Genomic DNA, 13,194 nt, shown 5'->3' with positions numbered 1-13,194 from the left:
GTGTGTGGGGGGGGGGGGGCGGGGGGGGCGCCCCGCCCCCCGGCCCGCCCCCCCCCCCCTCCGGAGTGTCCGGTCAGCCGAAGAAGACCCCGACCTCCTCGTACAGCTCGGGGTCGACCGTCTTCAGCTTCGCGGTGGCGTCGGCGATCGGGACGCGGACGATGTCGGTGCCGCGCAGGGCGACCATCTTGCCGAAGTCGCCGTCGTGGACGCAGTCGATGGCGTGCAGCCCGAAGCGGGTGGCGAGCCAGCGGTCGAAGGCGCTGGGGGTGCCGCCGCGCTGGATGTGCCCGAGGACGGTGGTCCGTGCCTCCTTGCCGGTGCGCTTCTCGATCTCCTTGGCGAGCCACTCCCCCACCCCGGACAGCCGCACGTGCCCGAAGGAGTCCAGCGACTCGTCCTTGAGGACCATCTGACCGTCCCGGGGCATGGCGCCCTCCGCGACGACCACGATCGGGGCGTACGAGGCCTTGAACCGGGAGGTGATCCAGGCGCACACCTGGTCGAGATCGAAGCGCTGCTCGGGGATGAGGATGACGTTGGCGCCGCCGGCGAGGCCGGAGTGCAGGGCGATCCAGCCGGCGTGCCGGCCCATCACCTCGCAGACCAGCACCCGCATGTGGGACTCGGCGGTGGTGTGGAGCCGGTCGATGGCCTCGGTGGCGATCCCGACCGCGGTGTCGAAGCCGAAGGTGTAGTCGGTGGCCGACAGGTCGTTGTCGATGGTCTTGGGGACGCCGACGCAGGGCACGCCGTAGTCGTCGCTCAGCCGGGCGGCGACGCCCAGGGTGTCCTCGCCGCCGATCGCGATGAGCGCCTCCACCTCCTGCTTGGCGAGGTTGTCCTTGATGCGCCGGATCCCGTCCTCCTGCTTGAGCGGGTTGGTGCGCGAGGAGCCGAGGACGGTGCCGCCGCGGGGCAGGATGCCGCGCACCGCGGGGATGTCGAGGCGGACGGTGTCGTTCTCCAGGGGCCCCCGCCAGCCGTCCCGGAAGCCGACGAATTCGTGGCCGTACTCCTGCACGCCCTTGCGGACGACGCCCCGGATGACGGCGTTGAGTCCGGGGCAGTCGCCGCCTCCGGTCAGTACTCCGACCCGCATGGAAATGTCCCTTCGCCGCGGTTGCCTGGTGAAGGTCACGCTAATGGTGACGCACGTCACTTCGGCATGGGCGGGAAAGTCAATTCCGGTGGAATGTCCGCTAGTTGATCACGGCAAATCCACCCGAAAGAGTGGATGAACCGCGTACGCGGCTTGACGCGGGCGTCGGCGGGACCGCCCGGCGGGATGCCGGGCGGCGCTCTCAGTCGCCGTCGAGGCCTCGTTCGATGGCATAGCGGACCAGCTCGACACGGTTGTGCAGCTGGAGTTTGCCGAGGGTGTTCTGCACATGGTTCTGGACCGTGCGGTGGGAGATCACCAGGCGCTCGGCGATCTGCTTGTAGCTCAGGCCCTTGGCGACCAGGCGCAGCACCTCGGTCTCACGCTCGGTGAGCCGCGGCGCCTTCGGCTCGTCGGCACCGGCCCCGGAGGCGGGAGCGGGCTCGGCGGCCAGGCGGCGGTACTCGCCGAGGACCAGGCCGGCCAGACCGGGAGTGAACACCGGGTCGCCGACCGCGGTACGGCGCACCGCGTCCAGCAGTTCCTCGGTGGAGGCCGACTTCAGCAGGTAGCCCGTGGCCCCGGACTTCACGGCCTCCAGCACATCGGCGTGCTCCCCGCTCGCGGACAGCACCAGGACCCGCAGCGCCGGGTTGACGGCGACGAGTTCCTTGCAGACCTGCACGCCGGGCTTGGCGGGCAGGTTGAGGTCCAGGACGAGCACGTCGGGGGCGGCGGCCCGGGCGCGGCGCACCGCCTGCTCGCCGTCGCCCGCGGTGGCGACCACCTCGAAGCCGGACTCGCTCAGGTCGCGGGCGACGGCGTCCCGCCACATGGGGTGGTCGTCGACCACCATGACCTTGATCGGGTCCTGCTGTGCGCTCATCTGCTCTCCGCTCTCGTCTTCTTCTGGTTCCTGGGGACCTTCAGCTCGACCTCGGTGCCCTGGCCGGGCACCGAGATCAGCTCGGCGGTGCCGCCGATGTCGCGCAGCCGGCCCTTGATCGACTGGGCGACGCCGAGCCGGCCCTCGCCCTCGGCCTGGGCGAGCCGGCCCTCGGGGATGCCGGGCCCGTCGTCCCGGACGGTCACGAACACGCCGTCCGGTTCGTCCTCGACGAGGATCCAGGCCCGCGCGTCCTCGCCCGCGTGCCGGCGCACGTTGTCCAGCGCGGCACCGACGGCCGCGGCCAGCTCCCGGGCGACCGCCGGTGGCAGCGGTACCGGGGCGCCGGGCTCGGCGAGGCTGACCCGGGAGCCGGCCCAGCGGGCCAGCAGGGAGCGGAGGTCGACGGGGCCGCTCCCGTCCTGCTCCTCGCCGTCCTCGTCCGTCCCGTCGTCCACGATCCGTACGACCGCTCCGTCGGCCGCGTCCCGCGAGACCCGGGAGACGGGGACCAGTCCACCGGAGACCAGCGTGCGCAGCGCCACCTCCTGCTCCCCCGCCAGCCGGCCCAGCTCCGCCGCCTCGCCGCCGATGACCGCGCCGCGCCGCTGCACCATGGCCAGCACCTGGAGCACGCCGTCGTGGATGTCCCGGGCGAGCCGCTCCCGCTCGCGGGTCGCGGCCTCGATCTCCAGGGCGCGGGCGAGGGTGCGTTCGGAGGCACGGGCGACCTCGACGACGTAGCCGATGGCGATCGAGGCGACCCAGACCAGGATCACGTTGTGCACGGTGTCGCGGGCCGGGGCGCCGCGCTCGACGAGATTGGCGGCGGCGACCGCGGTGGAGGCGAGGGCCGCCCAGCGCCAGCCGCCCTTGAGGGCGAAGGCGAGGACGGAGCCGGCGGTCCAGATCGACGACAGGGTCGGGCCGCCGTCCGCGATCCGCGCCTGGGTGTCGGCCAGGGGCGTGAGGAGGATGCCGGTCACCGCGACGGCGAGGTCGACGGCGAGGAACCGCTTGGTGCAGCTCGCCGCGTTCGCGACCCTGGGCAGGGTGGCGAGGGTCCACACGCACAGCACGCAGTAGTAGGCGACGGCGACCCAGGGGCGCGGGAAGCGGTCGTAGGCGGTGGCGAACAGGCCGACCGCGTAGAGCATCGTCAGCACGCGGTAGCCGGCGAGCGCACGCCACATGGGCTGCTCGACCGACATTCTCATGACACGCTCGCGCCCGGGCATGCCCCCCCTTGGTCCTGGACCGCCGGCTGTGCGGTCCGCCCGTCCCGTTCTGCGCCTTCCGCCCCTACCGCGTCACTGCGCCTTCTTCTCCCCCTCGGCCTGGTCCTTCTCGGCCTGCTCCTTCGCGGCCTGCTCCTTCGCGGCCTGGGCGAGGGCGGCCTTCGCCGCCTTTTCCGCGTCCTTCTCCGCCTTGGCCGCCTCCGCGATCTGCCGCTTGGCGGCGGTCGCGTAGATGTCGACGTACTCCTGCCCCGACAGCTTCATGATCTCGTACATGACCTCGTCGGTCAGCGCGCGCAGCACGAAGCGGTCCTGCTCCATGCCCTGGTAGCGGGTGAAGTCCAGCGGCTTGCCGATCCGGATGCCCGGACGCATCAGCTTGGGAACGACCTTCCCCGGGGGCTGGATCTTCTCCGTGTCGATCATGGCGACCGGGATGACGGGCGCGCCGGTGGCCAGCGCCACGCGGGCCAGACCGCCCGGCTTGCCGCGGTACAGGCGGCCGTCGGGCGAGCGGGTGCCCTCGGGATAGATCCCGAACAGCTCGCCGCGCTCCAGCACCTCGATGCCGCTCTTGATCGCCGCCTCGCCCGCGCCGCGCGCGCCGGAGCGGTCCACGGGGAGTTGACCGACGCCCTTGAAGAACGCCGCGGTGAGCCGGCCCTTCACTCCGGGCGTGGTGAAGTACTCGGCCTTGGCGATGAAGGTGATCTTGCGGTCGAGGATCACGGGCAGGAAGAACGAGTCCGAGAACGACAGGTGGTTGCTCGCCAGAATGGCGGGGCCCTCGGCCGGAATGTTCTCCAGGCCCTCCGCCCAGGGCCTGAAGGCGAGCTTCAGCGGCCCCCCGATGGCGACCTTCATCGTGCCGTAGAACAACCGACTGCCTCCTGTGTGTGTCGATCAGACCATAACCCCAACCGGTGCCGAAGGAGCCGACGGCCCTGGTCGGTGTCAATGCCGTCGCGTACGGTGAAGTACCTGTCATCGACGTGCCGAGCCGATTCCACGAACAGGAGACCGACGTGCCGGTCCTCCCCGGAGCCGAGCCGTTCCGCCATGAGGGCGGGGAGGTCGGCGTCCTCCTCTGCCACGGCTTCACCGGTTCCCCCCAGTCGCTGCGTCCCTGGGCCGAGTACCTCGCCGAGCGCGGCCTGACGGTCTCGCTCCCGCTGCTGCCCGGGCACGGGACACGCTGGGAGGACATGGCGATCACGGGGTGGCAGGACTGGTACGCGGAGGCGGACCGCGAACTGCGCGCCCTGCGCGAGCGGTGCGCGCACGTGTTCGTGGCCGGACTGTCCATGGGCGGCGCACTCGCGCTCCGGCTGGCGGCGCGGCACGGGGACGCGGTCGCCGGGGTCGTGGTGGTCAACCCGGCGAACAAGGTGCACGGCCTGTCCGCGTACGCCCTGCCCGTGGCCCGGCGCCTGGTGCGCACCACGAAGGGCATCGCCAGCGACATCGCCAAGGCGGACAGCGCGGAACTGGGCTACGACCGGGTGCCGCTGCACTGCGCGCACTCGCTCAGGGCCTTCTTCCGGCTGGTCGACGGCGAGCTCCCGCAGGTCACGCAGCCGCTGCTGCTGCTGCGCAGCCCCCAGGACCATGTGGTGCCGCCGGCCGACTCCGCGCGGATCCTCAGCCGGGTCTCCTCCGTGGACGTCACCGAGGTGCTGCTGGAACACAGCTACCACGTCGCGACGTTGGACAACGACGCGGACCGGATCTTCGCGGAGAGCTTCGGCTTCATCGGCCGGATCGCACCCAGTGTCGGCAAGGAAGGGACGGCGGCAGGTGGCTGAGCACGACTCCGACCGCGAGGGCCGCGAGAACCGCGAGCCGGTCGAGCCGGTGAAGCCGGCGTCCGAGGCGGCCGGATCCGACGAGCCGGACGGGCAGGAAGGCGGCACCCCGTTCGACGAGGAGGCCGCCTGGGCGGCGATCGTCGCCGGATACGGCGAGGAGCCTCCGGACCCGCCGGGCACGCGGCCGTTCCGGCCGATCGAGAACCTGATGCTGCCGGACATGCCGGGCGAGGACGACGAACCCCCCCGGTCGAAGCGGCCGAAGGAGGAGGGCGAGCCGGCCTCGGCCACGCCGCCGCTCGGCAGCTCCGTCTCCTTCGCACCGGGCGTCGCCGGCCCGCGCGACTACTCGCCGCGCGAGCCGTCCGAGAACGACCTCGGCGAGGACGGCGAGGGCCATTTCGTGCCCCCGGAGCCGCCTCCGCTGCCCGAGGCGGACGCGACCGCGAAGTTCGCGTGGCTGGGCGTCACCGGCGGCCCGGTGCTGCTCCTGCTGGCCGTGCTGCTCGGCTGGGACATGACCTGGTGGCTGACCACCCTCAGCATCGGTGGGTTCCTCGGCGGCGTCGTGACCCTGGTGGCCCGTATGAAGCCCGGCGACGACGACGAGGACGACCCGGGCCGCGGGGCGGTGGTGTAGGCAGTGGCGCGGACCGCCACCGCGGCGGCCGCGGGGACCGCGCCCCGGGACGACGGGGCTCGGCGTCCCGGACCGCCGGGGCCGGGCCGAGGGGCTACGGGGCCGTCGGGAGCCTGAGAGCGGCCAGGACCGGGAGGTGGTCGGTGGCCGACCGGAGGTCCTGTTCGGTCACTCCGGGGTGGTCGTGGGGGACGCCGCAGGCGAGGACCTCGATGCCGGGGGTGGCGAAGATCGCGTCGATGCGGCGGTCCGGCCCGGTGGCCTTCCAGGTGAGGTCGCCGCCCCAGGGGGCCGCGGCCCGGGCGTCCTGGAGGGTGGCGGCCAGACGGCGGAACGTGGGGCCGTCCGGTCCCTCGTTGATGTCGCCCCCCGCGATCGCGTGCTCGACGCCCATCCCGGCCAGCCGGTCCAGGAGCATGCCGCCCTGCTCGTACCGCTCGGCGCGGTCGAGCGAGAGGTGGCAGCCGAGCACACCGAGCCGGGCGCCGCCGAACCGGACGACCGCCGTGGCCAGGCCCCTGCGGTGCATCCCCGGGGTGAGCGGCAGCAGCACGTCCTCGGTCCGCTCGACGGTGGCCCGCAGCGAGCACAGCAGCGCCGGCCCCGCGGCCGTGGCGCCCCCGGTGAGGACCACCAGGTCCGACTCCCGCGCCAGGCGCGCCAGCTTCTTGCGCCAGCGGAAGAACCGGGGCGCCTCCTGGAGGAGGACGAGGTCGGGTGCGCAGGCCCTGATCACCCGGGCGAGGGCGTCGGTGTCGTCCCGCAGGGACCGGATGTTGTAGGTCAGGACGCGGATGACGGCGGAACCGTCGGGCTCGGTGCGGGAGTTGGGAAGCAGCGCCATGTGGATCAATGTACGCCCAGGACCGGGGCGCGAGGTCCGTGGGCGACCGCCGGTCCGTCGTGGCCCGTCGCGCCGCTCCCCGCGCCCCTGTGCCGCACGGGCGTCTCACATGATCGGGTCGGGCTCCCGGGCGAGGTCGGCCGCGCCCACCAGGCCGGCCTTGTTGCCGAGCTGGGCGGCCAGCACGTCCGCGACCGGGCGCCAGTTCCCGCCGACCAGCCAGCGCTTGTAGGACTTGCGGATCGGGTCCAGGACCAGCTCGCCTTCGTCGGACAGGCCGCCGCCGACGATGAAGGCGGACGGGTCGAAGAGGGAGGCCAGGTCGGCGAGGCCGGCGCCGACCCAGCGGGCCAGCTCGCGATAGGAGTCGACCGCGACGGGGCAGCCCTGGCGGGCGGCCATCGAGATGTGCTTGCCCTCGATGCCCTCGGGGGTGCCGTTGCCGAGGGCCAGCAGCACCTGGGCGCTCTCCGGGGTGGCGTTGGCGCGCTGCTTGGCGTACCGCACGAGCGCGCGGCCGGAGGCGTACTGCTCCCAGCAGCCCTGCGAGCCGCAGCCGCACAGCAGGCCGTCCGGCACCATGCGGATGTGACCGAACTCGGCGGCCACGCCGAAGTGGCCGCGGCGCAGCTTGTTGCCGATGATGATGCCGCCGCCGAGGCCGGTGCCGAGCGTGATGCAGATGACGTTGCGGTGGCCCTTGCCGGCGCCGAACTTGTACTCGCCCCAGGCCGCGGCGTTCGCGTCGTTCTCCACGACGACCGGGAGGCCGACGCGCGCCTCGACCTTCTCCTTGAGCGGTTCGTTGCGCCAGTGGATGTTGGGGGCGAAGTAGACCGTCGAGCGCTGCCGGTTGACGTAACCGGCGGCGCCGATGCCCACGCCGACGATCTCGTGCCCCGCGCGTGCGCCCTCCACCGCCGAGGCGATGGAGTCCACGATGGCCTCGGGCGTGGTGGGGGTCGGCACCTTGAAGGTCGAGAGGATGTTGCCTTCCTCGTCGACCACGCCGGCCGCGATCTTCGTGCCGCCGATGTCGACGCCGATGGTGAGTCCCATGAATCCCTCAGTTTCGGTCGAGCCCCGCTACGGCCAACCGTACCCGAGGCCCTGCCGTCCGATTCGCGTCGTCCACCCGCTGGGCAGGCCGGACGCCGCGGCAGGACGGCCGGTCGGGGACACCGGGACGGTCAGTCCAGGTCGATGCGCTCCCCGCCGCCGGTGCCCTCGCCCCGGTCACGGCGGTCGTCGCCGTCGCGCAGGCCGTCCCGGAGGTCGTCGTCCAGGCCGCTCGCACGCGTCGTCCAGCGGTGCTCCTGGGCCTCGACGGCCGAGCGGTAGGCGGCCAAAAGCTCGCCACCGGCCGCCGCCAGGTGGTTGAAGACGTCCGGGTTGCGCTCGATGACGGGTTCCACGGCCGCCTTCGCCTGCTGCACGACCTGCCGCACCACCTGCTGGGCGGCGGGCCCGGCGACCGCGCCGAACAGCGGCGCCTGCAACGAGGACAGCTTGTCGGCGACCGTGTCGACGAACTTGCGCAGTTCCTCGGCGGCCGAACCCGGCGGCGGGCCGTACTGCGCGCGGCGCCGGACCTGCTCCGCCGCGAGGTCCTCGGCGCAGGCCGTGGCCCACGCGTCGGCGTCACCGGCGTGCGGCGTCCCGGCGGCGGTCCGCTCGGCCGTCTGCTCGGCGGTCTGCTCCTGAGCGACGTCGTCCCGAGCGGCGTCGGAGGGTGTGTGCTCTTCGCTGCTCATGGCGGACTCCTGACTACGGTTCGTCCTTCCGACGTTACCCGAACGGGCGGATGCCCTTCACCTCTCGCGGGGCCACAGCGCGGGGTCCGGGGCGAACCGGATGCGCAGTTCGCCCTCGCGCAGCGCGGCGCCGTCGACCGTGCACCGGCGCAGGGCCGAGGGCAGCGGAACGATCCGGCGGAAGGGGCCGACGGTGAGCACGAGTTCCTCGCCGCGCCGCACGAGGTCGAGCTCCTCGCGCACCGCGCCCGGCAGCGGGATGCACCACACCAGCACGCCGTCCTCGGCGAGCCGGTCGGTGACCGGCCACTCGACCGGGCCGCCGGACGCCGGGTCGGCGGCGGGCACGGCGAGGGCGGTGAGGTCGTCCCGGCCGCGCGGGTCGCGGCCCAGGTGGGCGGCCGGGCGGACGGTGTACGTCTGCCGCCACTCCTCCAGTGCCTTGCGCTGCTGGGCCACCGGGCCCGCCAGCCAGGAGTCCGCGGGCGCCTCGGGCAGGACCCGGGTGGCGACCAGCGACTCCACGGGCAGGGCACGCACGGCCAGTCCGAGCGCGGCGCCGTGCACGGCGTCCAGGCCCGTCGGCCCGGGCTCGGCGACCAGGCGCACCGCGGTGCCCGGGTCGGCGACGACGGCCTCCACGGCGGCCAGCTCCACGTCCCAGCGGGCGGCGGTCTCGTACAGCCACTCGGCCGGCATGGGCACACCGGCCAGCCGGCCGAGCACGGGGCGCAGCGCGCGGGCGGCCTGCCGCTCGGGCGGCAGCAGCCGGCGCAGGTAGCGGCGCAGCTCGGCGGGCAGGGCGAGCAGCGCGAGGGCCTGCGGCACGGGCGGCAGATCGACGACCAGCAGTTCGAACCGCTCGGACAGGGCCGCGTCGCGCAGGGCGCGCAGCAGGGCCAGCTCCTCGGTACCGGGCAGCGGGGTGACCTCCTCGGCGTCCAGGCGGGCCGCGCCGAGCACGTCGAGGACGGCTGCCGCGCGGTCCTGGAAGGCGGCGAGATCGGCGCGGAAGCCGGCCGTGGCGTCGGGGCGCCACGCGGTGAGGTCCGGCGCGACCCGCACCGGCTCGGCGCCCGTCGGGGTGCCGAGCGCCGCACCGAGGGTGTCGGTGCGGTCGGCACTGAGGACGAGGGTGGGGGTGCCCCGGCGGGCGGCGGTCAGCGCGGTGGCCGCGGCGACAGTGGTGCGACCGGAGCCGCCCGGGCCGGTGATCAGGAGGGTGCGCATAAGGCTGAACGCTAGCCGTGTCCGGCGACTCGTTCGCCCACCGGAGGCCCGGGCCCCTTCGTCCGGCGCACGGCCGGGGCGTCAGGACGCGCGCCCCGGCACGGCTCCCGCCCTGCCGTGCGCTGCGGTCCGCCCGGCGCCACGCGCTACTTCTCGCCGGACTCCACGCGCTTCTTCAGACCTGCCAGGGCGCGGTCGATGATGACCTTCTCGGCCTTGCGCTTGATCATGCCCAGCATCGGGATCTTGACGTCGACCGTGAGCTGGTAGGTGACCTCGGTCGAGCTCGTGCCCAGCGGCTTGAGCAGGTAGGAGCCGTCGAGCGAGCGCAGCATCTGGGACTTCACCAGGGTCCAGGAGACCTCGTTGTCACCGGTCCAGGTGTAGGCGAGCGTCTGGTCGTCCTTGATGGCGCCCGCGTCCATGACGAGGCGGACCTGCTCGGCGCGGCCGTGCTCGTCGGCCGTGAGGACCTCGGCCTCCTTCACCTCGCCCGTCCAGTCGGGGTAGCGCGCGAAGTCGGCGATCACCCCCATGACGTCGGCCGGTGCCGCCTCGATCGTGATGCTCGAGCTGGTGTGTTCCGCCATCGCCGTGGCTCCTCCAGATGCGGGCCGGAAGTCGGGTCGTGTGTGCAGCGTGAAGGCTACCGCGCGGCCGGGCGCCGGACTCCACCCCCACCTGCGGACATGACGGGAAGGTGGCGCGAAGGGATCACCCGGCCGGCGCGGTCGCCGACGATCACGAACGGTCACCACCGAAGAACCCAGGGCCTGCCCGTGCCCGCGAAGTGCCCTACGTTGACGCACTCGGTCATGCCGATCCGCATGCGCCGTACCAGCGGCTGGTGGACATGGCCGAAGAGCGCGTAGCGGGGGCGGGTGCGGCGGATGGCGTCCAGGAGGGCGCGGCTGCCGCGTTCGAAGCGGCGGGCGACGGTGTCGTAGACGAGTTCGGGCACCTCGGGCGGGATGTGGGTGCACAGCACGTCGACCTCGCCCACGGCCTCGATCTTGGCGGCGTACTCCTCGTCGCCGATCTCGTAGGGCGTGCGCATGGGGGTGCGCAGGCCCCCGCCGACGAACCCGAAGACACGGCCGCCGATCTCCACCCGCTCCCCGTCGAGCACGGTGGTCCCCTTGTGCGCGTACTCCTTCCACAGCGGCGGCATGTCGACGTTGCCGTAGGTGGCGTACGTGGGGGTGGGGAACGCGGCGAAGAGCTCCGCGTACTGCTTGCGCACGGCCTGTTCGATCACCTGGGCGTGGTCGCCGTCGATACCCGCCCACAGCCGGGCGCCGAACTCGCGTGCCTCGGCGAAACGGCGCGCGGTGCGCAGCTCGACGATGCGGTCGGCGTTCTCCGTGCCGAAGAGGTCGGGGAAGATGCCCCGCGAGTGGTCCGCGTAGTCGAGGTAGAGGATCAGGTCGCCGAGACAGATCAGCGCGTCGGCACCCTCGCCGGCCCGGGCCAGGTCGCGGACGTTGCCGTGCACGTCGCTGACCACGTGGATCCGTGTCCCGCGGTCAAGCTCTGGTGTGGGTGCCATGGCGATCAAGGGTAGGGGGAGCGGCACTGTTGTGAACAGTCACGGCCGAGCTCCTTGTTACTGGCCAGTTGTTGAGTCGGTCTACTACTGTGCGCGAAGAAACACCCATCGTGTGACGCAGCGAACATCTCGCAGGGACCCCCTGTCGAAAAAGCCATACCGGCGGGTAACCTCCGGGCAGTCCAGTCGTGCTCTGGATTTCAACCATGAGCCCGAAGCGGCTCCTGGCGAAGCCCTGGGCAGCAGATTCGACCTTGGACCGCACCGTCGCATCACACAACGTCGTGGCGCCGGCGCCCTATGAGGAGCAGCAGTCTTGCGCGAGTTCAGCCTTCCGGCTTTGTACGAGGTCCCTGCGGACGGCAATCTGACCGACATCGTCCGCAGAAACGCCACGCAGTACCCCGACGTGGCCGTGATCGCACGGAAGGTGGGCGGTGTCTGGCAGGACGTCACCGCGCGGGCGTTCCTGGCCGAGGTGCACGCCGCGGCCAAGGGGCTGATCGCCTCCGGCATCCAGCCGGGCGACCGGGTGGGACTGATGTCCCGTACGCGGTACGAGTGGACGCTGCTGGACTTCGCGATCTGGAGCGCGGGCGCCATCACCGTGCCGGTGTACGAGACCAGCTCGCCGGAGCAGGTCCAGTGGATCCTCAGCGACTCGGGCGCGACCGCCTGCGTGGTGGAGACCAACGCGCACGCCGCCGCCGTCGAGTCGGTGCGCCAGAGCCTGCCCGCCCTGAAGAACGTCTGGCAGATCGAGGCCGGCGCCGTCGAGGAGCTGGGCCGCGCCGGGAGCGGGATCAGCGACGCCTCGGTCGAGGAGCGCAGCTCGCTGGCGAAGGCCGACGACCCCGCGACCATCGTGTACACCAGCGGGACCACCGGCCGTCCCAAGGGCTGTGTGCTCACCCACCGCAGCTTCTTCGCCGAGTGCGGGAACGTGGTGGAGCGGCTGCGGCCGCTGTTCCGCACCGGCGAGTGCTCCGTCCTGCTGTTCCTGCCCCTCGCGCACGTCTTCGGCCGGCTGGTCCAGATCGCCCCGATGATGGCGCCGATCAAGCTGGGCTGCGTCCCGGACATCAAGAACCTCACCGACGAGCTGGCCGCGTTCCGCCCGACGCTGATACTGGGCGTCCCGCGCGTGTTCGAGAAGGTGTACAACTCGGCGCGCGCCAAGGCGCAGGCGGACGGCAAGGGCAAGATCTTCGACAAGGCCGCCGACACGGCGATCGCGTACAGCAAGGCGCTGGACACCCCGGCGGGTCCGTCGCTGGGCCTGCGGATCAAGCACAAGACGTTCGACAAGCTGGTCTACAGCAAGCTGCGCGCGGTGCTCGGCGGGCGCGGCGAGTACGCCATCTCCGGTGGCGCGCCGCTCGGTGAGCGGCTCGGCCACTTCTTCCGCGGCATCGGCTTCACGGTGCTGGAGGGATACGGCCTGACCGAGTCCTGCGCGGCGACCGCGTTCAACCCCTGGGACCGGCAGAAGATCGGCACGGTCGGGCAGCCGCTGCCCGGCTCGGTGGTTCGCATCGCCGACGACGGCGAGGTGCTGCTGCACGGCGAGCACCTGTTCAAGGAGTACTGGAACAACCCGGGCGCCACGGCCGAGGCGCTGGCCGACGGCTGGTTCCACACCGGTGACATCGGCACCCTCGACGAGGACGGCTATCTGCGGATCACCGGCCGCAAGAAGGAGATCATCGTCACCGCGGGCGGCAAGAACGTCGCCCCGGCCGTGATGGAGGACCGCATCCGGGCGCACGCGCTGGTCGCGGAGTGCATGGTGGTGGGCGACGGACGGCCGTTCGTGGGCGCGCTGATCACCCTCGACGAGGAGTTCCTGGGCCGCTGGGCCGCCGAGCACGGCAAGCCGGCGGGCTCCACCCCGGCGTCGCTGCGTGAGGACCCGGATCTGCTCGCCGCCCTCCAGACGGCCGTCGACGACGGCAACGCCGCGGTGTCCAAGGCGGAGTCGGTCCGTAAGTTCCGCGTCCTGTCCAGCCAGTTCACCGAGGAGTCGGGCCACCTCACCCCGTCCCTGAAACTCAAGCGGAACGTGGTGGCCAAGGACTTCGCCCACGACATCGAGGCGATCTACGCGAAGTAGGTCCGCGGGGGCCCGGCGCAGCCGGCCGCT

Annotated in this window: 13 protein-coding genes; 3 read left to right on the top strand and 10 right to left on the bottom strand. The window is 72.6% G+C overall.

Annotated elements, in window-relative coordinates; genetic code table 11:
- Nucleotides 1-73 precede the first annotated feature (73 nt).
- The 4 genes from ACWDUZ_RS30830 to ACWDUZ_RS30815 all read right to left on the bottom strand — a co-directional run bounded on the left by ACWDUZ_RS30830 (nucleotide 74) and on the right by ACWDUZ_RS30815 (nucleotide 4,090).
- On the bottom strand, nucleotides 74-1,102 hold the full coding sequence (locus ACWDUZ_RS30830; protein ID WP_451635090.1) for a 6-phosphofructokinase: 1,029 nt from the start codon (nucleotides 1,100-1,102) through the stop codon (nucleotides 74-76).
- A gap of 202 nt (nucleotides 1,103-1,304) precedes the next feature.
- Nucleotides 1,305-1,988, bottom strand: a complete 684-nt coding sequence (locus ACWDUZ_RS30825) for a response regulator (RefSeq protein WP_451635089.1) — start codon at nucleotides 1,986-1,988, stop codon at nucleotides 1,305-1,307.
- Nucleotides 1,985-3,226: a MacS family sensor histidine kinase gene (gene macS, locus ACWDUZ_RS30820; RefSeq protein ID WP_451635088.1), complete on the bottom strand. Its 1,242-nt coding sequence runs from the start codon at nucleotides 3,224-3,226 to the stop codon at nucleotides 1,985-1,987. The genes ACWDUZ_RS30825 and macS overlap by 4 nt, the downstream gene beginning before the upstream one ends.
- A 72-nt stretch (nucleotides 3,227-3,298) precedes the next feature.
- Nucleotides 3,299-4,090, bottom strand: coding sequence for a lysophospholipid acyltransferase family protein (locus tag ACWDUZ_RS30815; RefSeq protein ID WP_451635095.1), 792 nt, complete (start codon nucleotides 4,088-4,090; stop codon nucleotides 3,299-3,301).
- Between the two features lie 161 nt (nucleotides 4,091-4,251).
- On the opposite strand from ACWDUZ_RS30815, the gene ACWDUZ_RS30810 reads away from it, so the two are divergent.
- A complete protein-coding gene (locus tag ACWDUZ_RS30810; protein ID WP_451635094.1) occupies nucleotides 4,252-5,031 on the top strand; it encodes an alpha/beta hydrolase in 780 nt (259 codons plus the stop codon).
- Entirely contained in the window at nucleotides 5,024-5,674 is a 651-nt protein-coding gene (locus tag ACWDUZ_RS30805) for a hypothetical protein (RefSeq protein ID WP_451635087.1), read from the top strand. The genes ACWDUZ_RS30810 and ACWDUZ_RS30805 overlap by 8 nt, the downstream gene beginning before the upstream one ends.
- A gap of 94 nt (nucleotides 5,675-5,768) precedes the next feature.
- Here the strand turns inward: ACWDUZ_RS30805 and ACWDUZ_RS30800 are convergent, their stop codons facing one another.
- The 6 genes from ACWDUZ_RS30800 to ACWDUZ_RS30775 all read right to left on the bottom strand — a co-directional run bounded on the left by ACWDUZ_RS30800 (nucleotide 5,769) and on the right by ACWDUZ_RS30775 (nucleotide 11,051).
- On the bottom strand, nucleotides 5,769-6,518 hold the full coding sequence (locus ACWDUZ_RS30800; RefSeq protein ID WP_451635086.1) for an endonuclease/exonuclease/phosphatase family protein: 750 nt from the start codon (nucleotides 6,516-6,518) through the stop codon (nucleotides 5,769-5,771).
- Between the two features lie 105 nt (nucleotides 6,519-6,623).
- On the bottom strand, nucleotides 6,624-7,577 hold the full coding sequence (locus ACWDUZ_RS30795) for an ROK family glucokinase (protein ID WP_451635085.1): 954 nt from the start codon (nucleotides 7,575-7,577) through the stop codon (nucleotides 6,624-6,626).
- Between the two features lie 131 nt (nucleotides 7,578-7,708).
- Complete coding sequence (locus ACWDUZ_RS30790; RefSeq protein WP_451635084.1) at nucleotides 7,709-8,272, bottom strand: DUF5304 domain-containing protein; 564 nt, start codon at nucleotides 8,270-8,272, stop codon at nucleotides 7,709-7,711.
- Between the two features lie 57 nt (nucleotides 8,273-8,329).
- Entirely contained in the window at nucleotides 8,330-9,502 is a 1,173-nt protein-coding gene (locus ACWDUZ_RS30785) for an ArsA family ATPase (protein ID WP_451635083.1), read from the bottom strand.
- A gap of 146 nt (nucleotides 9,503-9,648) precedes the next feature.
- Nucleotides 9,649-10,092, bottom strand: coding sequence for an SRPBCC family protein (locus ACWDUZ_RS30780; RefSeq protein WP_451635082.1), 444 nt, complete (start codon nucleotides 10,090-10,092; stop codon nucleotides 9,649-9,651).
- 161 nt (nucleotides 10,093-10,253) lie between these two features.
- Complete coding sequence (locus ACWDUZ_RS30775) at nucleotides 10,254-11,051, bottom strand: metallophosphoesterase family protein (protein ID WP_451635081.1); 798 nt, start codon at nucleotides 11,049-11,051, stop codon at nucleotides 10,254-10,256.
- A gap of 316 nt (nucleotides 11,052-11,367) precedes the next feature.
- Here ACWDUZ_RS30775 and ACWDUZ_RS30770 point away from each other — a divergent pair, with 316 nt between their 5' ends.
- Entirely contained in the window at nucleotides 11,368-13,164 is a 1,797-nt protein-coding gene (locus ACWDUZ_RS30770; protein ID WP_451635080.1) for an AMP-dependent synthetase/ligase, read from the top strand.
- Nucleotides 13,165-13,194 lie beyond the last annotated feature (30 nt).

It is taken from the genome of Streptomyces sp. NPDC003393 (assembly GCF_053589015.1).
Note: the sequence above shows the minus strand (reverse complement) of the source record. Positions and strands in the feature narration are given on the sequence as shown.